Origin of the sequence: Streptomyces sp. Root1304 (genome assembly GCF_001426405.1) — a bacterium.
In the GTDB taxonomy this organism is placed as follows: domain Bacteria; phylum Actinomycetota; class Actinomycetes; order Streptomycetales; family Streptomycetaceae; genus Streptomyces.
Map to the genome: position 1 here is coordinate 133,105 of NZ_LMEP01000012.1, position 16,497 is coordinate 149,601.

Below are 16,497 nucleotides of genomic sequence, written 5' to 3' on the forward strand. Positions count from 1 at the left end.
AAGCCGGGTCCGCGTCTCGTTGCAGACTGGTGTAGACCAGTTGCGATAGGCTCCGGGAGCCCGCTGAGGACAGGCCGCCGGTGATCGTCATCATTCGGCAGAACGGCGGCACTCGCTCGCGAAGTTGGGCCAACCGTGGGTTACCGTGACAAAGCGGACCGCAGGTGCGCCGAGATTCGCGTTCTCGCGAACGGAACGGACAGGGAGAAACACATGGCCACCAAGGCTGAGAAGATCGTCGCCGGGCTCGGCGGCATCAAGAACATCGAAGAGGTCGAGGGCTGCATCACCCGCCTGCGCACCGAGGTCGTGGACCCCGCCCTGGTCGACGAAGCCGCCCTGAAGGCCGCCGGCGCCCACGGCGTCGTCAAGATGGGCACCGCGATCCAGGTCGTCATCGGCACCGACGCCGACCCGATCGCCGCCGACATCGAAGACATGATGTGAGCGACTGACCCGCGTCGGTCGACTCGCGTCGGCCAAGGGCCCGTTCCGGCAGGGGAACGGGCCCTTCGTCATGCCCGGCACCCGGCCCCCTCGGGGACGGGAACGGCCCTTCGCCGGGTCCCGCACCAGGGCCACTTCGCCGGGTCCGGCGACGGGGACGGCCCCCTCCCCGTATCCCGCTAGGCTCGTCCCATGTCTCGTATCGACGGCCGTACCCCCGAACAGCTCCGCCCCGTGACCATCGAGCGCGGATGGAGCAAGCACGCCGAGGGCTCCGTCCTCGTCTCCTTCGGCGACACCAAGGTCTTCTGCACCGCCTCCGTCACCGAAGGCGTCCCGCGCTGGCGCAAGGGCAGCGGCGAGGGCTGGGTCACCGGCGAGTACTCCATGCTCCCGCGCGCCACCAACACCCGCGGCGACCGCGAGTCCGTCCGCGGCAAGATCGGCGGCCGCACCCACGAGATCTCCCGCCTCATCGGCCGCTCGCTGCGCGCGGTCATCGACTACAAGGCGCTCGGCGAGAACACCATCGTCCTCGACTGCGACGTCCTCCAGGCCGACGGCGGCACCCGCACCGCCGCCATCACCGGCGCGTACGTCGCCCTCGCCGACGCCGTCACCTGGGCCCAGGGCAAGAAGCTCGTCAAGGCCGGCCGCAAGCCGCTCACCGGCACCGTCGCCGCCGTCTCCGTCGGCATCGTCGACGGCGTCCCGCTCCTCGACCTCTGCTACGAGGAGGACGTGCGCGCCGACACCGACATGAACGTCGTCTGCACCGGCGACGGCCGTTTCGTCGAGGTCCAGGGCACCGCCGAGGCCGAGCCCTTCGACCGCAAGGAGCTCAACGCCCTCCTCGACCTCGCGTCCGGCGGCTGCGCCGAACTCGCCGAGATCCAGCGCAAGGCGCTCGAAGGAACCCTCTGACGGACGGCTGCGTCATGACGGGCGGGTACCCGGTACGATCCGGGCGCCCGCCCGTTCGCATGTCCGTACGTATTGGGGGAGGACCCGCCTTGAAGCGCCGTCTCGCACTCGCCATGGCCACGGCCGCCGCGCTCACCACCGTCCTGAGCGGCTGCGGAGCCCTCGACACCGCGATGGACTGCGTCAAGACCGCCGACGCGATAGCCACCTCGGTGAGCAACCTCCAGCAGGCGGTCTCCAACGCCTCGAACGACGTGACGCAGATCGAGGAGTCCCTGAACTCGATCTCCACGGAGCTGGGCAACCTCAAGAACACCACGGACAACGCCGACCTCTCCAAGGCGGTCGACGACCTCACCAAGGGCGTCGACTCGGTCCGCACGGCGGTCAAGAACGGCGACACCACCCCGGACATCACCCCGATCACCGACGCGGCCGGCGAGGTCGCCAAGGTCTGCACCCCGGGCTGATCCGGGGCGGGCTCGCCGGACCGGATAATCGAGGGCATGACCCGTCTGATCCTCGCCACCCGCAACGCGGGCAAGATCACCGAACTGCACGCGATCCTCGCCGACGCAGGTCTCGACCTGGAACTCGTCGGCGCGGACGCGTACCCCGAGATCCCCGACGTCAAGGAAACCGGCGTCACCTTCGCCGAGAACGCCCTCCTCAAGGCGCACGCGCTGGCCCGGGCCACCGGCCTGCCCGCCGTCGCCGACGACTCCGGCCTCTGCGTCGACGTCCTGGGCGGCGCCCCCGGCATCTTCTCCGCCCGCTGGGCCGGCACCCACGGCGACGACCGCGCCAACCTGGACCTGCTGCTCGCCCAGCTCTCCGACATCGCGGACGAACACCGGGCCGCCCACTTCGCCTGCGCGGCCGCCCTGGCCCTGCCGGACGGCACGGAGCGCGTGGTCGAGGGCCGCATGCCGGGCACCCTCCGCCACGCCCCGAAGGGCACGAACGGCTTCGGCTACGACCCGATCCTCCAGCCCGAAGGCCACGACGTGACCTGCGCGGAACTGACCCCGGCGGAGAAGAACGCGATCAGCCACCGCGGCAAGGCCTTCCGGGCCCTGGCGCCGGTGGTGCGGGAACTGCTGGGCTGAACACGCGAGAAGGGCCGCTCCGTCGGAGCGGCCCTTCCGCCGACGTGCGGCCGGTGGGACTCGAACCCACACGGGCTTTCGCCCACTGGGACCTAAACCCAGCTCGGCTGCCAGTTACGACACGGCCGCGTGCTCGCCCATCGTAGTGGCCGCCCGCCCGGCCGGGGCGAGCACGTCAGAACTTCGGTTCGGGCGCCTGGGCCGTCACCAGTTCCACCGCCTCCTCCGGGGTCTCCACCGACGGCGGCGAACCCTCCAGGGGCCGGCGGGCCGTCTCCTTCATGCACGCCACCGCGACCACGCCGACGAGGGCCGCGCCCATCGCGTAGTACGCCGGCATCAGGCTGTTGCCGGTCGCGCCGATCAGGGCCGTGATGACCAGCGGGGTCGTACCGCCGAAGAGCGAGGCGGAGAGGTTGTAGCCCACCGACAGCGAGCCGTACCGCACGTCGGTCGGGAAGAGGGCCGGGAGCGCCGCCGACATGGTGCCGAGCATGCAGACCAGCGACAGGCCGAGCATCAGCATGCCCGCCGTGATCGCCGGGATGCCGCCCTGGCCGATCAGCAGGAACGCCGGCAGGGACAGGAAGAGGAAGCCCAGCATCCCCGCCATCAGCACCGGCTTGCGCCCGAACCGGTCGTTCAGCCGGCCGACCCGGGTGATGAGCAGCATCAGCAGCACCATGACGAGCAGCAGGACCAGCAGCCCGTGGGTCTCGCTGTAGCCGAGCTCGTCGGAGAGGTACGTGGGCATGTACGAGAGCAGCATGTAGTCGGTGATGTTGTACGCGCCGACCAGGGCGACGCACAGGATCAGCGCCGGCCACTGCTGCCGGAAGATCTTCGCCAGGTCGCCCTTGGCGGAGGTCTCCACCGTGTCCGCCGCCTCCGAGGCGCGCGCGGTGTCGTTCTCCAGCTTCCGGAAGGCCGGCGTCTCGTCCAGCCGCAGGCGCAGATAGAGGCCGACCAGCCCCAGCGGGCCCGCCACCAGGAAGGGGACGCGCCAGCCCCAGGCCTCCATCGCGTCCGAGCCGAGCCACGTGGAGAGCGCCGTCACCAGGCCGGCCGCGCCGACGTAACCGGCGAGCGTGCCGAACTCCAGGAAGCTGCCGAAGTAGCCGCGGCGGCGGTCGGGCGCGTACTCGGCGATGAAGGTCGAGGCCCCGCCGTACTCCCCGCCGGTCGAGAAGCCCTGGAGCATCCGGAAGAGGATCAGGAGCACCGGTGCCCAGAAGCCGATGGAGGCGTACGAGGGGATCAGGCCGATCGCGAAGGTGCCGACGGCCATGAGGATCATCGTCAGCGCGAGGACCTTCTTGCGGCCGAGCCGGTCACCCATCGGGCCGAACACCATGCCGCCGAGCGGGCGGACCAGGAACGCGACGGCGAAGGTCGCGAACGAGGAGAGCAGCTGGACCGTGTCGTTGCCGGCGGGGAAGAAGACATGGCCGAGGGTCACGGCGAGGTAGGCGTAGATGCCGAAGTCGAACCACTCCATGGCATTGCCCAGCGACGCCGCCGTCACCGCCCGCTTGACGGCCGTCTCGTCGGTCACCGTGATGTCGGTCCGCCGCAGCCGGGGCTGCCGGCTCCGGGCGACGGCCCTGAAGAGGCGGGGATGGCGTCTCAGGGCATCGGGATCGGCGGGGGCGGACTCGCGGTCTGTGGCCGGCATGGCCGTACGTCCTCTCTCCGGGGAAACTCCAGAGGACCTTCTGCACGGTCATGCCGTTCACAAACGGAAGTCGTCCGGAATTGCGACCTCCGTCACGCCGGGACGGGCTCAGCCCTCGATGGCGAGATCCCGGATGATCTTGGCCACGTGGCCGGTCGCCTTCACGTTGTAGAAGGCGTGCTCGACCTTGCCGTCCTCGTCGACGACGACCGTCGAGCGGATCACGCCCGTCACCGTCTTGCCGTACAGCTTCTTCTCGCCGAAGGCGCCGTACGCCTCCAGGGTCTCCTTCGACGGGTCGCCGACCAGCGTGACCTTCAGGTTCTCCTTCTCGCGGAACTTCGCCAGCTTCTCCGGCTTGTCGGGCGAGACGCCGATGACGTCGTAGCCCGCCGCCGCGAGGACGTCGAGGTTGTCCGTGAAGTCGCAGGCCTGCTTCGTGCAGCCGGGGGTGAGCGCGGCCGGGTAGAAGTAGACGATGACCTTGCGGCCCTTGTGGTCCGCGAGGGAGACCTCGTTGCCGTCCGCGTCGGGCAGGGTGAAGGCGGGGGCGGTGTCGCCGGGCTGCAGTCGCTCGCTCATGGCTCTCCTCGGGATGGTTCGCGTACGCATTCAGAGCCTAATGGGGGTCGGGGACAGCCCCGCGGCGACGGAGCTGACAGACTGTCCACAACGACCGGATCACGACTACGGAGGCAGCGCGGTGTCGGAGGCCAGGACCCCTGCGCAGATCGAGGCGGACATCGTCCGCCGGCGCGAGCAGCTCGCCGTCACTCTCGACGAGATCGGCATTCGGATGCACCCGAAGACGATCATCGGGGACGCGAAGGCCAAGGTCGCCTCGACGGTCGACCAGACCGCCGGACGCGCCTTCGTCGCCGTCAACAGGGTGGTCTCGGATGTGAAGGCACGTTTCACCCATGAGGACGGCGCCCCCCGCCTGGAGCGCGTGGTGCCGGCGGCCGTCCTCGCCGTGGCGGTCGTCGGGCTCCTCGCCGCGTCCTCCCGCAGGAAGAAGGGATGACCCCTCCCCGCCCCGGGCCTCCCGCCCGGGCAGGTAGGTTCACCCCGTGAGCGAGAACACGCACGACAAGCTGCCCATCCGGATGCTCCACGACCGGGTCCTGGTCCGCACCGACTCCCCGGAGGGGGAGCGGCGTTCCGGCGGCGGCATCCTGATCCCGGCGACCGCGGCCGTCGGCCGCCGGCTCGCCTGGGCCGAGGTGGTCGCGGTCGGTCAGAACGTCCGCACGGTCGAGATCGGCGACCGGGTCCTGTACGACCCCGAGGACCGCGCCGAGGTCGAGGTGCGGGGCACCGCGTACGTCCTGATGCGCGAGCGCGACCTGCACGCGGTGGCCGCCGACCGGTTCCAGGGCACCTCGGACTCCACCGGGCTGTACCTCTGACCCCACGGGCACATACCGCGAGGGCCCTTGGTGACCATGGTCACCAAGGGCCCTCCGCCGTTCTTTGCTAGCCTGGAGACACCCGACGAGACGCGCCGTACCGGGATTCCGACAAGACGACGCACCCCTGTTGTTCCGTCTCGCGGAGGTTTCGTCGTCATGGCCTGGGTCCTTCTCATCATCGCCGGTCTGCTCGAGGTCGGCTGGTCGATCGGCATGAAGTACACCGAGGGCTTCACCCGTCTCTGGCCCAGCGTGTTCACCGGCATCGGGATCGTCGCGTCCATGGTGCTGCTGTCGCAGGCCGCCAAGACCCTGCCCATCGGCACGGCGTACGGCGTCTGGGTCGGCATCGGCGCGGCCGGTGCGGCGGTGTTCGGCATGGTGGTGCTCGGGGAGCCCGCGACCGCCGCCCGGATCTTCTTCGTCTGCCTGCTGCTGGTCGCGGTCGTGGGCCTGAAGGCGACCTCGGGGCACTGACCCCGGGCGGCCGCGGGCCGTATCGGGGCCGTCCGGGGCGGGTCGATGCCCCGGACGGGCGTACGCGGGCCGGTCAGCGGTCACTGACCCCGAACGGGCGTACGTGAGGGCCGGGGGCCGCGTGGCGCCGCGCCCGGGCCCGCCTCGCCCGTCAGGTTCGACTCCGCCGAACCGCCCGGGTTCTCCGGCCCGTCCGGCATCGGCGGCACCGCGGGCATCGCCTCCGCCCCCGGCATCAGCTGCAGCTCGAAGTCCCGCGGCGCCGTCCCCGCCAGCGCCTCCCGGGTGAACCGGCCCCAGATCTCGGCCGGCGCCCCGCCCCCGTTGATCCGGGGCAGCCCCAGCGCCCCGTACAGCGACTCCTGCCGCCCCGACTCCGGGTCCTGCCCCATCAGCGCGACCACCGTCGCCAGCTCCGGGGTGTAGCCCGCGAACCAGGCGGCCCTGTCGTCCTCCGCCGTGCCCGTCTTGCCCGCCGCGGGCCGCCCGGCGGCCTGCGCGGCCGTCCCGGTGCCCGCCTCGACGACGCTCCGCAGGATCGACGTGGTCGTGTCCGCGGCCTCCCGGCTGACCACCTGCCGCCCCGCGGCGGCCGGCACCGCCAGCTCCTGGCCGTCCCGGCTGATCCGTCCGACCAGGGTGTACGAGCCGTGCCGGCCGTGCGCGGCGAGCGTCGCGTACGCCGTCGCCATGTCGAGGACGCTGGCCGTGGCCGGCCCGAGCGCGATGGACGGGGAGGCGGTGAGGTCGGGGGTGGAGGCCGGCAGCCCGAGGGCGACGGCGGTGCGCCGCACGTGCCCGGGGCCGACGTCGACCGCCATCTGGGCGTACACCGCGTTCACCGACAGATCGGTGGCCGCGCCGACGGCGATCTCGCCGTAACTCGCGTCGTCCTCGTTGGCGGGGTCGTACGGGCTCCCGCTCCAGCCCTCCACGGGACGCCGGTTGCTGCCGTCGTACACCGTGTACGGGGTGATCGGCTCGCCGCGCTGGTTCTGCGCCCCGCTCTGCACGGCCGCCGTGAAGACGAAGGGCTTGAAGGTGGAGCCGACCTGGTAGTCGCGGCGGGTGGCGTTGTTGACGTACTGCCGGGTGTAGTCGATGCCCCCGTACATCGCGAGGACCTCGCCGTCCGCCGGGTCGACGGCGGCCGCGCCGACCCGCACGTTCCGGTCGGCGGGGGAGCGTCCCGGGTCGAGCCGGGACATGACCTGCTCCTCGACGGCCCGGACGAGCGCCTCCTGCTTCCCGGGTTCCAGGGTGGTGGTGATCCGGAACCCGCCGCCGGCGAGGGTCTTCTCGTCGACGATCCCGCGCCCGGTGAGGTACTCCTCGACGGCCTGGACGAGATAGCCGCGCTGCCCGGACAGGCCGGTCGCGGGGCGCGCGGTCTGCGGGGCGGGGAAGTGGACGGCGGCGCGGTCGGCGGGTGCGAGCCAGCCCTCGCCGACCATGCCGTCGAGCACGTAGTTCCAGCGGGCGACGGCCGTGGCGAGGTTCTCGGGGTGGGTGGTGACGTCGTAGGAGCTGGGGGCCTTGAGGAGGGTGGCGAGGTACGCGCCCTCGGCGGTGTCGAGCTGCTCGACGTCCTTGCCGTAGTAGGCGCGGGCGGCGGCCTGGACACCGTACGCGTTCCGCCCGAAGTAGCTGGTGTTCAGATAGCCCTGGAGGATCTCCTCCTTGCTCTTCTCGCGGCCCAGCTTGATCGCGATGAAGAACTCCTTCGCCTTCCGGCTGAGGGTCTGCTCCTGCCCCAGGTAGTAGTTCTTGACGTACTGCTGGGTGATGGTCGAACCCGACTGGCGGCCCTTGCCGGTGACGGTGTTCCAGGCGGCGCGGAGCATCGCCTTGGGGTCGACGGCGCGCGAGGTGTGGAAGTCGCGGTCCTCGGCGGCCAGGACGGCCTGCCGGAGGGAGAGCGGGACGCGGTCGAGCCGTACGTTCTCGCGGTTGACCTCGCCGTCCCGGGCGAGGGTGGAGCCGTCGCGGTAGAGGTAGACGTTGGACTGGGCGACGGCGGCGGTGTTGGCGGGCGGGATCTCCACGAGGAGGTACCCGGCGGCGAAGGCACCGACGAGCAGGAGCGAGCCGAACAGGAAGAGGCCGAGGAGGGCCCGGAGGAAGCGCCGGGGGCGGGAGCGCTTCGGGGGCTTCGGGGACTTCGGGGCACGCCTGGGGTCGGGGAGGGAAGGGTCCCTCGGCTCCCAGCCCGGCGTTCGGGATGGCCGGGGGGCGTCGGGTTCGCTCGTACCGGAGGAAGGGGGCATGGCACCTCATCTTGCCCGGAATGTGATGAAACTCCCGGACACGACCCGAAACCGACGCGAACGTGACGGGAAATCCCCTCGCGGGGCACAGGGACCCGCCGCTAGGGTCATGCGCTTCGGCGGACGGGGGAGCGGAATGCTGCGGCTGTACGCGACGGTCGCGGCGGGCGGCTTCCGGCGCCACGCCACCTATCGGGTGGCGACCGCGGCGGGCGTCTTCACCAACAGCGTCTTCGGACTGATCCTCTCCTCCACCTACATCGCCCTCTGGGACGAACGCCCCGCGCTCGGCGGCTACTCGGTCGACGACGCCATCGCCTACGTCTGGATCGGACAGGCGCTCATCACCGTCTGCGGACTGATGGGCGGCGGCTTCGAGGAGGAGCTGATCGAGCGCGTCAGGACCGGCGACATCGCCGTCGACCTCTACCGCCCGGCCGACCTCCAGGCCTGGTGGTACTCGGCCAACGCGGGCCGGTCCGCGTACCAGTTGATCGGCCGCGGCATCCTCCCGATGGTGATCGGGTGGCTCGTCTTCCGCTTCACCCTGCCCCCGGGCCCCGGCACCTGGGCCGCCTTCCTGGCGGCCGTGGCGCTGGGCTCCACCGTCAGCTTCGCGATCTGGTACCTGGTGGCGATGAGCGCGTTCTGGCTGCTCGACGGCCAGGGGGTGGTGCAGGTGGCCTGGCTCGGCGGCCTGTTCTTCTCCGGGATGCTGCTCCCGCTGAACGTCTTCCCCGGCGCGCTCGGCGAGCTCGCCCGGACCCTGCCGTGGGCGTCGCTGCTCCAGGTCCCGGCGGACGTCTACCTCGGGAAGTACCGGGGCTGGGAACTGGCGGGGGCGTACGGCTTCCAGGCCGCGTGGGCGGTCGTCCTGCTCGGCGCGGGCCGGGTGGCGCAGCGGGCGGCGACGCGGAAGGTGGTGGTGCAGGGTGGATGACCCGCGGGGCCCGGCCCCCGAGCCGCCGCCCGGCCCCTGGGGCACGTACCGGATGGTGGCGGGCATGTGGATCCGCTCCACGATGGCCTACCGTTCCTCCTTCGCGCTGACCCTGGTCGCCGGTTTCTGCGTCACCTTCTTCGACTTCGTCGCGATCCTCCTGATGTTCGGCCAGGTGAAGGGCCTCGGCGGCTTCACCTTCGCCGAGGTCGCGCTGCTCTACGGGACCGCCGGCACGTCCTTCGGGATCGCGGACCTGGTGATGGGCTCGGTGCAGCGGATGGGGAGGCGGGTCAGGGACGGCTCGCTCGACGTCTTCCTGATGCGCCCGGCGCCGCTGATCGCCCAGGTCGCGGCGGACAAGTTCGCGCTGCGCCGCTTCGGCCGGGTCCTCCAGGGGCTGGTCGTCCTGGTCTGGGGCCTGCTGCTGCTCGACGTGGCGTGGACGCCGGTGAAGGTGCTCCTCCTGCCGGTGACGGTGGTCTGCGGGGCGGTGATCTTCTCGGCGCTGATGGTGCTGGGCGCGTCGGCGCAGTTCTGGATGCAGGACGCCGCGGAGGTGACGAACTCGTTCACGTACGGCGGGAACACCCTGCTCGGGTACCCGCCGACGGTCTTCGCGCAGGACCTGGTGAGGGGCGTCGTGTACGTCGTACCGCTGGCGTTCGTGAACTGGCTGCCCGCGCTGTACGTGCTCGGCCGGCCCGCACCGGCGGGGGTGCCGGAGGGGGCGGCGTTCGCCGCGCCGCTCGTGGCGGCGGTCTGCTGCGGGATCGCGGGGATCGCCTGGCGGGCCGGAGTCCGTTCGTACCGATCGACAGGGAGCTGACGTCCGCGATGCCGTTCATCGAGCTGGAGTCACTGGAGAAGGTCTTCACGGTCCGCCGGCGGACCGGCCCGTTCCGCCGGGAGAAGCGCGAGGTCAGGGCGGTCGACGGGATCAGCTTCGGGGTCGGGCGCGGGGAGATGGTCGGCTACATCGGCCCGAACGGCGCGGGGAAGTCGACCACGATCAAGATGCTGACCGGCATCCTCACCCCCAGCGGCGGCCGGCTGCGGGTCGCGGGCATCGACCCGGCGCGGGAGCGCACCCGGCTGGCGCAGCGGATCGGGGTGGTCTTCGGCCAGCGGACGACCCTGTGGTGGGACCTGCCGCTGAAGGACTCGTACCGGCTGATGCACCGCATGTACCGGATCCCCGACGCCCGCTACGAGGAGAACCTGGACCGCTGTGTGGAGCTCCTGGAGCTGGGGGAACTCCTCGACGTGCCGGTCCGCCAGCTCTCCCTGGGACAGCGGATGCGCGGCGACATCGCGGCGGCGCTGCTGCACGACCCGGAGGTGCTGTACCTCGACGAGCCGACGATCGGCCTGGACGTGGTGTCGAAGGCGCGGGTGCGGGAGTTCCTGCGCGACCTGAACGCCACACGGGGCACGACGGTGCTCCTGACCACCCACGACCTCACGGACATCGAGCAGCTCTGCTCGCGGGTGATGGTGATCGACCACGGGCGGCTGATGTACGACGGGCAGCTGGACGGGCTGCACGCGATGGGGGAGAGCGAACGGCTCCTGGTGGTGGACCTGGAGCGCGAGACGCCCCCGATCGAGGTGCCGGGAGCCCGCTTCGTACGGGCGGAGGGAACCCGGCAGTGGCTCGCGTTCCCGGCCACGGCCTCGGCGGCGCCGCTGGTCGCGGCGGTGGCGGCGACGCATCCGCTGCTCGACCTCTCGGTGCGGGAACCCGACATCGAGGCCGTGATCGCGAAGATGTACGGGGGAACTCGGGAGGACCGCCGGGAGTCTCTGACGTAGGAGGTCGAGTCGATGGTGAGTTTCTCGTACACGGCGGCGGACGAGGAGAAGAGCAGGGGCGTCCGCCGGATGAAGACGCTGGCGACGGCGCTGCTGCTGGTCGTGGCAGTGATCTACGCCCTGGCGACGTGGGCGAGGAACGCCGGCTGGGGCGCCTGGACGGGCTATGTCGCGGCGGCGGCCGAGGCGGGCATGGTCGGCGCGCTCGCGGACTGGTTCGCGGTCACGGCGCTCTTCCGGCGGCCGCTCGGTCTGCCGATCCCGCACACCGCGATCATCCCGACGAAGAAGGACCAGCTGGGAGCGTCGCTGGGCCAGTTCGTCGGCGAGAACTTCCTCTCCGCGGACGTGGTGAGGGGCCGGCTGCACGCCTTCGGGATCGGCGCCCGGCTGGGCGCCTGGCTGGAGGACCCGGCGCACGCGGACCGGGTCACGGCGGAACTGTCGACGGCGCTACGGGGTGCGCTGACGGTCCTGCGGGACTCGGACGTCCAGGCGGTGGTCGGGGAGGCGATCACCCGGCGGGCGGAGGCGGCGGAGATCGCGCCGGGCCTCGGCAAGACCCTGGAGAAGATCGTCGGGGACGGGGCCCACCACCGGGCCGTGGACCTGGTCTGCACACGGGCCCACGACTGGCTGGTCACCCACGGCGAGTCGGTGATGGACGCGGTGCAGGGCGGGGCGCCGGGCTGGACCCCGCGGTTCGTGGACCGCCGGATCGGCGAGCGGGTCTACAAGGAGCTGCTCCGCTTCGTGACGGAGATGCGGGACATGCCGGCGCACCCGGCTCGCGGGGCGATCGACCGCTTCCTGACGGACTTCGCGGCCGACCTGCAGGCGGACACGGACACACGGGCGCGCGTGGAGCGCCTCAAGTCGGACCTGCTCGCCCGCCCGGAGGTCCAGGACATCATCGCCTCGGCGTGGTCCTCGGTCCGCAACCTGATCATCGCGGCGGCCGAGGACGACCGCAGCCAGCTCCGCCTCCGCGCCCGCGCCTCCCTGATCTCCCTGGGCAACCGCCTGTCGACGGACACCCGCCTCCAGTCGAAGGTCGAGGGCTGGGCGGAGGACGCGGCGACGTACGTCGTCACGACCTACCGCCACGAGATCACGTCCCTGATCACGGACACGGTGGCGGGCTGGGACGCCGACCAGACGTCGAAGAAGATCGAGGCGAACATCGGCAGGGACCTGCAGTTCATCAGGATCAACGGCACGGTGGTGGGGGCGCTGGCGGGGCTGGCGATCTATGCGGTGAGCAGGGGGGTGGGGGGCTGAGGAGTGGCGCGGGGGCGGCAGCGCGGAGTCGGCGCTCCGGGCGGGTGCCGACGCGGAGGGGTTATGCCTTCCCGCGGGTGACGGCCCAGGAGGCGGCGGCCATGCCACCGGCGACGGAGAACACGGCGGGCCAGGCGCCGATCTTCTTGGCGAGCGGGTGGGACCCGGCGAAGGCGGCGACGTAGGCGGTCGTCAGCCCCACGGAAGCCCTGGCCCCACCGACCTGCTGCCACTCCCGCGCGGCCACCCCACCGGCGACGGCGAGCACGACCCCACCGAGCGGCCGCTTCTTGGTCCACCGGGCAACGGCATAACCACCGACGAGCCCGACGGCGGCTATGGCGGGGGAGGGGATGCGGGGCATGACGGGGCCTTTCGGTTGGCGGGGCGTGCTTCGAGCGTACGAGGTTGGGGGCGCGGTGCCGATGCGAGGGCTGCCTCGGAGGGGAATCAGCTACGAGAGAGAGGCGCACTCGGGGCAATGCGTCTCGCCGCCGAGCGGGCGGAACAGCATGGGCTGGGTGTGGTCACCGGCACACTCCCGAGCGCCTTCGAGTCGCGGCGAGAGGCGGTTGCCGGACGAGGGTGAGGACTGCGGCGGCAGGGACCGGGGCGGTACGTCACGCAGGAGGTACCGGACGAGCCCACCGGGCCGGTGTACAGGAGTCGCGGTCCCGGGCAGGCCGCGCAGGATGTGTTCGTGGACATCGGTGGAGGAGTGGCCGGTGTCGAGCCAGCGAGCGGCGAGCCGGGCGAGTTCGTCGCGCATGCCGGGCGGGATGCTGCGGAGGGTGGCGGAGAGGAGCGGCAGGGCGCCGATGAGGGCGCGGGCTTCTTCCAGCCGGGGCGACTCGTCGTCGGGGTCCGCGACTTCGGGTGCCTCGGCGGGGTCCGGGGGAAGGTGGGAGGTGTTTTCTCCCCGGTCTTTCTTTGGATGACCGCCGGTCGACGGGGGCGTCGGCTCACCGACGGTCAGGGCACCGACGGCCGGATTACGGGGACTCGGTGTGACCTGGGAAGACGCGACGGGACCCCGCGCGAGGAGCTTGACGGCCTGGTCGGTCGTCAACGGGGTGCTGGACACGAGCTGTTGGGTCACCCAGAGGCCCCCGGCACCCTGCACCCGTCGCTCGTGCACGAAGCCCTCCTCCTTGAGCTGCCGCTTGGCGCGCGCGAAGGCGCATGCCCCGATCCGGGCACGTTCGGCGGTACGGGAGAGCGACTCGCGGGCGTCCCGGGGAAGGGAGAGCTGCCAGGTCAGAAGGCGAACGGCGTCGGAGGACAGCCGCGGATGCCGAATGAGCTCGTGCGAGAACTGACTGAAGGCACGTGCGGGCGCGTTAAAGTGCCGGTAGATCACTGTGGGTCTCTTCCACTGGTGGTTCAGGCCCTCGCCGATGGGTGCGAACCGTTGGCGGGGGCCGTTTTGTGTGACCGTACTGCACTTAGTGCGACTGATTAACCACGATGAGTGAAGAGCGCTCATGTGGGTGAAGGGAAGGCTCGGCGGGCCGAGGAGCTGGTCTACCTCGGGTGCGGTGGGCGGAGCGGGTGAAGTCGCTCTGTCGCCTCAGCGCTCGGACGCGTCTCTCCAGTAGTCCGCGAGCATTTCGCCCGGCCACGTCGGCTGAGTGACGGCGCCACGGGGCAGCATCTCCTCGAACACCGCCACGAGATCGACGACTTGCGTGCCGTCGTCGGCGTCGAGGTCCACGACGTGGAGGTCGCGTCCGTCGACCTTGAGCAGCCTCGGGAAGGACGTGGCCAGCCGGGCGGGACGCCGGTGGTTGTGGTGAACGAAGGTGCCGGTCGCCGGCCACGCGGGGTTGTCGCGGGGACTGCGCGCGTGAAGCGCGACATCGCCCGGGGAGCCGAGGTTGAAGAACCAGGTGACCTGGAGGTGGGAGAACTGCTCGATGCCCCGCAGCGTCTCCACGGGGAATTCGGGCCGCAGACGGATGACCGACTCCACGCCCCCCTTGAAGTCGTCGAGCCGTTCGGCATGGCCTCCGACCACGTCAGCGATGACGGGCACCTCGATGAACTCAGCAGGCACGAATTGCCCTTCTTCCTTCTCTGCGGCATCACTTGTGGGGTACGACGGCTTCGGCGGCGTCAGATTACTCGCTGGAGTACGACCCGGGCTCGATCGTTCACTTCCGTAGCGGACGGGATTCCACGGTTGCGAAAAGGGGACAGGACCGTGCGCATGGTCGCGGCTGCTTCTCGCGCCCTGCCGGACTGAACGCCGTCCATGGCGTCTAGCGCTTGAGCCCAAGTCCGGCAGGCTGCATCGATGTTGCCTTGTTCGGCCTGGACGGTGCCCATGTATCCGAGCGTGACGGCGTGGGTTCTGCTGAAGGAATCGGCCCTGCGGTGTCGCACGCTGGCACGGAAGTGGCGCAGGGCGCCGTTGAGATCGCCCAGGGCCCACAGCGTGCGGGCGGTCTCATGGGCGAGGGACGCTTCTTGGAAGAACCAGACGCGCTGAGGTTCGTCGTCTCCCGCTGTGGCCTGGCCGAGGTCGGATTCGGCCTGGTGGATCGCGGCGATGGCCTTGTCCTTCTGGCCGTCCACGGCCAGCGCCCGCGCACGCACGATGCCGATCAGGGCCTGTTCGCGTGGGGTGGCGTGGTCGTATCGCTTGCGCTCGATGGAGGCGGTGGCGAGGTCCAAGGCGGCCCGGGTGTGTCCGAGGTCTATGGCCTGATGGGCCATCGCTCGAAGGATGTGTCCGGCGAGAGGATCGTCGTCTGCTTCGGCGGCGAGCTTGAGCGCGAGGGTGAAGTAACGTCGCGCGGGCTCATGTCGGGAGGCGTCGAAACTCATCCAGCCGGCCACGTACACGGCCTCGGCTGCCGCCGAGTACAGCGCGCGACGGGAGTCCTCGCTGCTGAAGACTCCGCTGACGTACCGGGCGACGTCGTCGACGATGTACTGGTAGAGGGCCGTTCGGCCGTCGACGCCGCCGTGCCGTTGATCGCGGCGGGCGAAGAACTCGGTCATCTCACGAACGGCCCGTACCTCGCTCTCGCCGACTCGGCGGTTCGGTCCACCGGCTCGGGAGCGCGCCCGCTGTGGAGCTTCGTCCCACCATGGACCCCGGGGTAGGGCCAGTCCGCCGACGGAGTAGACGGCGGCGCCGGTGAGGAGTCGACGGCGTTCGCGGTCCATGCTGTTTCTCCCCAGGTCGACCAGAGTCGTCAGCGTGTCGGTGTCCCACTCGGACCCGGTGACCGTATCCGAGGCGTTCCCCGCGAGGCCGATCTCCGCGAGCGAGAGGGGACGACCCAACCGCCGCGACAGAGTCTCCCGCAGAACATCGGCCGCCCGGCCCCGAGGCCGGGTTCCGGCGACCCACATGGCGATGTGCGAGCGCGTGACGGTGAGGAGTTCGTCGACCCCTGCCTCCGCCGCGACCCGAACCACTGCGGCTGCCACCACGGGCTGCGACCAGCCCGTTTCCGCGATCACCGCAGCCAGTTCGTCGTTTCTGCGCGCCATGCTGCGCCCCTGTTCACCAGAGAACAATCTTTGACGGGTTTGACGGCATCGCGGCCTCAGCGGGGATATCCGTCCGTCGCGAATCACGTTTCGCTGAGGGAACACGAAACCACCAACTGGCGACGACAGGGGGACAACTGGTGACTTTCAGCCACGTGGGTGACGAGGAAGGCCGAGCGGCCTCGACCCACGAGCGGCTCGCGCCCTCGGCTGAGGCTCCGGCGACTTTGGCCGTGACGTCTCGGTCCACGGGGCGTCCCGCCTACTCCCAGACGCTTCCACGCGAGCCGGAGAGCGCGGCTGTCGCTCGGAGGCTGGTCCGGACGGCGCTGACCCTCTGGGGTCTGGAATCGCTGATCGAAGACGCGACGCTGGTCGTCACGGAGTTGGTTTCCAACTCGGTCGATCACGGCCGGCTCCCTTCGATCCGGGTGCTGGTGTCCAGGCCCGTGGCGAACGGGGTCCGCCTGGGGGTCGTCGACCGCTCCAGGACAGTCCCGATGCTGAGGCTGGATTCCGACGCTGACCAACTGCGGGGGCGGGGGCTGCTTCTCGTCGACGCACTCGCGGAGCAATGGGGCACTGAGCTGTACCGATGGGGCAAGCAGGTCTGGGTCGAGTTGCGGGAGGGAGTGGCGGCGTGAGG

General features: G+C 70.9%; 19 protein-coding genes, 1 tRNA gene and 1 riboswitch. Of the genes, 12 read left to right on the forward strand and 8 right to left on the reverse strand.

Going from position 1 to position 16,497, the window contains the following annotated elements; translation table 11 throughout:
* The first annotated feature begins 213 nt into the window (after window positions 1-213).
* The 4 genes from ASD33_RS13545 to rdgB all read left to right on the forward strand — a co-directional run bounded on the left by ASD33_RS13545 (window position 214) and on the right by rdgB (window position 2,480).
* A complete protein-coding gene (locus ASD33_RS13545) occupies window positions 214-447 on the forward strand; it encodes a PTS glucose/sucrose transporter subunit IIB (protein WP_056558331.1) in 234 nt (77 codons plus the stop codon).
* A gap of 192 nt (window positions 448-639) precedes the next feature.
* Window positions 640-1,371: a ribonuclease PH gene (rph, locus tag ASD33_RS13550; RefSeq protein WP_056558334.1), complete on the forward strand. Its 732-nt coding sequence runs from the start codon at window positions 640-642 to the stop codon at window positions 1,369-1,371.
* 113 nt (window positions 1,372-1,484) lie between these two features.
* A complete protein-coding gene (locus ASD33_RS13555) occupies window positions 1,485-1,841 on the forward strand; it encodes a hypothetical protein (protein ID WP_242427029.1) in 357 nt (118 codons plus the stop codon).
* Window positions 1,842-1,877: 36 nt separating this feature from the next.
* Window positions 1,878-2,480, forward strand: a complete 603-nt coding sequence (gene rdgB / locus ASD33_RS13560) for an RdgB/HAM1 family non-canonical purine NTP pyrophosphatase (protein WP_056558340.1) — start codon at window positions 1,878-1,880, stop codon at window positions 2,478-2,480.
* A gap of 45 nt (window positions 2,481-2,525) precedes the next feature.
* Here the strand turns inward: rdgB and ASD33_RS13565 are convergent.
* The 3 genes from ASD33_RS13565 to bcp form a co-directional block, all read right to left on the reverse strand.
* Window positions 2,526-2,609 (reverse strand) — tRNA-Leu (locus tag ASD33_RS13565).
* A gap of 46 nt (window positions 2,610-2,655) precedes the next feature.
* A complete protein-coding gene (proP, locus tag ASD33_RS13570; protein WP_056558343.1) occupies window positions 2,656-4,155 on the reverse strand; it encodes a glycine betaine/L-proline transporter ProP in 1,500 nt (499 codons plus the stop codon).
* 108 nt (window positions 4,156-4,263) lie between these two features.
* On the reverse strand, window positions 4,264-4,737 hold the full coding sequence (gene bcp, locus ASD33_RS13575) for a thioredoxin-dependent thiol peroxidase (RefSeq protein WP_056558346.1): 474 nt from the start codon (window positions 4,735-4,737) through the stop codon (window positions 4,264-4,266).
* Between the two features lie 121 nt (window positions 4,738-4,858).
* Here bcp and ASD33_RS13580 point away from each other — a divergent pair, with 121 nt between their 5' ends.
* From ASD33_RS13580 to ASD33_RS13590, 3 genes are all read left to right on the forward strand, one after another.
* The gene (locus ASD33_RS13580; RefSeq protein ID WP_056558348.1) at window positions 4,859-5,179 is read left to right on the forward strand and encodes a DUF3618 domain-containing protein; all 321 of its coding nucleotides are present in this window, start codon (window positions 4,859-4,861) and stop codon (window positions 5,177-5,179) included.
* A 46-nt stretch (window positions 5,180-5,225) separates the two neighbouring features.
* Window positions 5,226-5,564 carry a co-chaperone GroES gene (locus ASD33_RS13585; RefSeq protein ID WP_056558350.1) on the forward strand — a complete coding sequence of 113 codons (339 nt, stop codon included), beginning with the start codon at window positions 5,226-5,228 and terminating at the stop codon, window positions 5,562-5,564.
* A gap of 56 nt (window positions 5,565-5,620) precedes the next feature.
* A riboswitch (guanidine-III (ykkC-III) riboswitch) is annotated at window positions 5,621-5,690 on the forward strand.
* 33 nt (window positions 5,691-5,723) lie between these two features.
* The gene (locus ASD33_RS13590; protein WP_056558352.1) at window positions 5,724-6,044 is read left to right on the forward strand and encodes a multidrug efflux SMR transporter; all 321 of its coding nucleotides are present in this window, start codon (window positions 5,724-5,726) and stop codon (window positions 6,042-6,044) included.
* An 80-nt stretch (window positions 6,045-6,124) separates the two neighbouring features.
* On the opposite strand, the gene ASD33_RS13595 is transcribed toward ASD33_RS13590, so the two are convergent.
* On the reverse strand, window positions 6,125-8,311 hold the full coding sequence (locus ASD33_RS13595) for a transglycosylase domain-containing protein (RefSeq protein ID WP_056558355.1): 2,187 nt from the start codon (window positions 8,309-8,311) through the stop codon (window positions 6,125-6,127).
* 139 nt (window positions 8,312-8,450) lie between these two features.
* On the opposite strand from ASD33_RS13595, the gene ASD33_RS13600 reads away from it, so the two are divergent.
* The 4 genes from ASD33_RS13600 to ASD33_RS13615 are packed head-to-tail and all read left to right on the forward strand — an operon-like array spanning window position 8,451 to window position 12,347.
* Complete coding sequence (locus ASD33_RS13600; RefSeq protein WP_199863539.1) at window positions 8,451-9,251, forward strand: ABC-2 family transporter protein; 801 nt, start codon at window positions 8,451-8,453, stop codon at window positions 9,249-9,251.
* A 52-nt stretch (window positions 9,252-9,303) separates the two neighbouring features.
* The gene (locus ASD33_RS13605; RefSeq protein ID WP_056561329.1) at window positions 9,304-10,080 is read left to right on the forward strand and encodes an ABC transporter permease; all 777 of its coding nucleotides are present in this window, start codon (window positions 9,304-9,306) and stop codon (window positions 10,078-10,080) included.
* Window positions 10,081-10,088: 8 nt separating this feature from the next.
* Window positions 10,089-11,066 (forward strand): ATP-binding cassette domain-containing protein, encoded by a 978-nt coding sequence (locus ASD33_RS13610; RefSeq protein WP_056558361.1) that lies wholly within the window; start codon window positions 10,089-10,091, stop codon window positions 11,064-11,066.
* Between the two features lie 12 nt (window positions 11,067-11,078).
* Window positions 11,079-12,347 (forward strand): DUF445 domain-containing protein, encoded by a 1,269-nt coding sequence (locus ASD33_RS13615; protein ID WP_056558364.1) that lies wholly within the window; start codon window positions 11,079-11,081, stop codon window positions 12,345-12,347.
* A 61-nt stretch (window positions 12,348-12,408) separates the two neighbouring features.
* Here the strand turns inward: ASD33_RS13615 and ASD33_RS13620 are convergent, their stop codons facing one another.
* The 4 genes from ASD33_RS13620 to ASD33_RS13635 all read right to left on the reverse strand — a co-directional run bounded on the left by ASD33_RS13620 (window position 12,409) and on the right by ASD33_RS13635 (window position 15,851).
* Entirely contained in the window at window positions 12,409-12,711 is a 303-nt protein-coding gene (locus ASD33_RS13620; RefSeq protein WP_056558366.1) for a hypothetical protein, read from the reverse strand.
* 90 nt (window positions 12,712-12,801) lie between these two features.
* Window positions 12,802-13,707: a hypothetical protein gene (locus tag ASD33_RS13625; RefSeq protein WP_056558369.1), complete on the reverse strand. Its 906-nt coding sequence runs from the start codon at window positions 13,705-13,707 to the stop codon at window positions 12,802-12,804.
* A gap of 210 nt (window positions 13,708-13,917) precedes the next feature.
* Window positions 13,918-14,403, reverse strand: a complete 486-nt coding sequence (locus tag ASD33_RS13630) for a TrmO family methyltransferase (RefSeq protein WP_056558372.1) — start codon at window positions 14,401-14,403, stop codon at window positions 13,918-13,920.
* A 59-nt stretch (window positions 14,404-14,462) separates the two neighbouring features.
* The gene (locus ASD33_RS13635) at window positions 14,463-15,851 is read right to left on the reverse strand and encodes a hypothetical protein (protein ID WP_056558375.1); all 1,389 of its coding nucleotides are present in this window, start codon (window positions 15,849-15,851) and stop codon (window positions 14,463-14,465) included.
* Between the two features lie 140 nt (window positions 15,852-15,991).
* Here ASD33_RS13635 and ASD33_RS13640 point away from each other — a divergent pair, with 140 nt between their 5' ends.
* Entirely contained in the window at window positions 15,992-16,495 is a 504-nt protein-coding gene (locus ASD33_RS13640; protein ID WP_347232282.1) for an ATP-binding protein, read from the forward strand.
* Window positions 16,496-16,497: the final 2 nt, after the last annotated feature.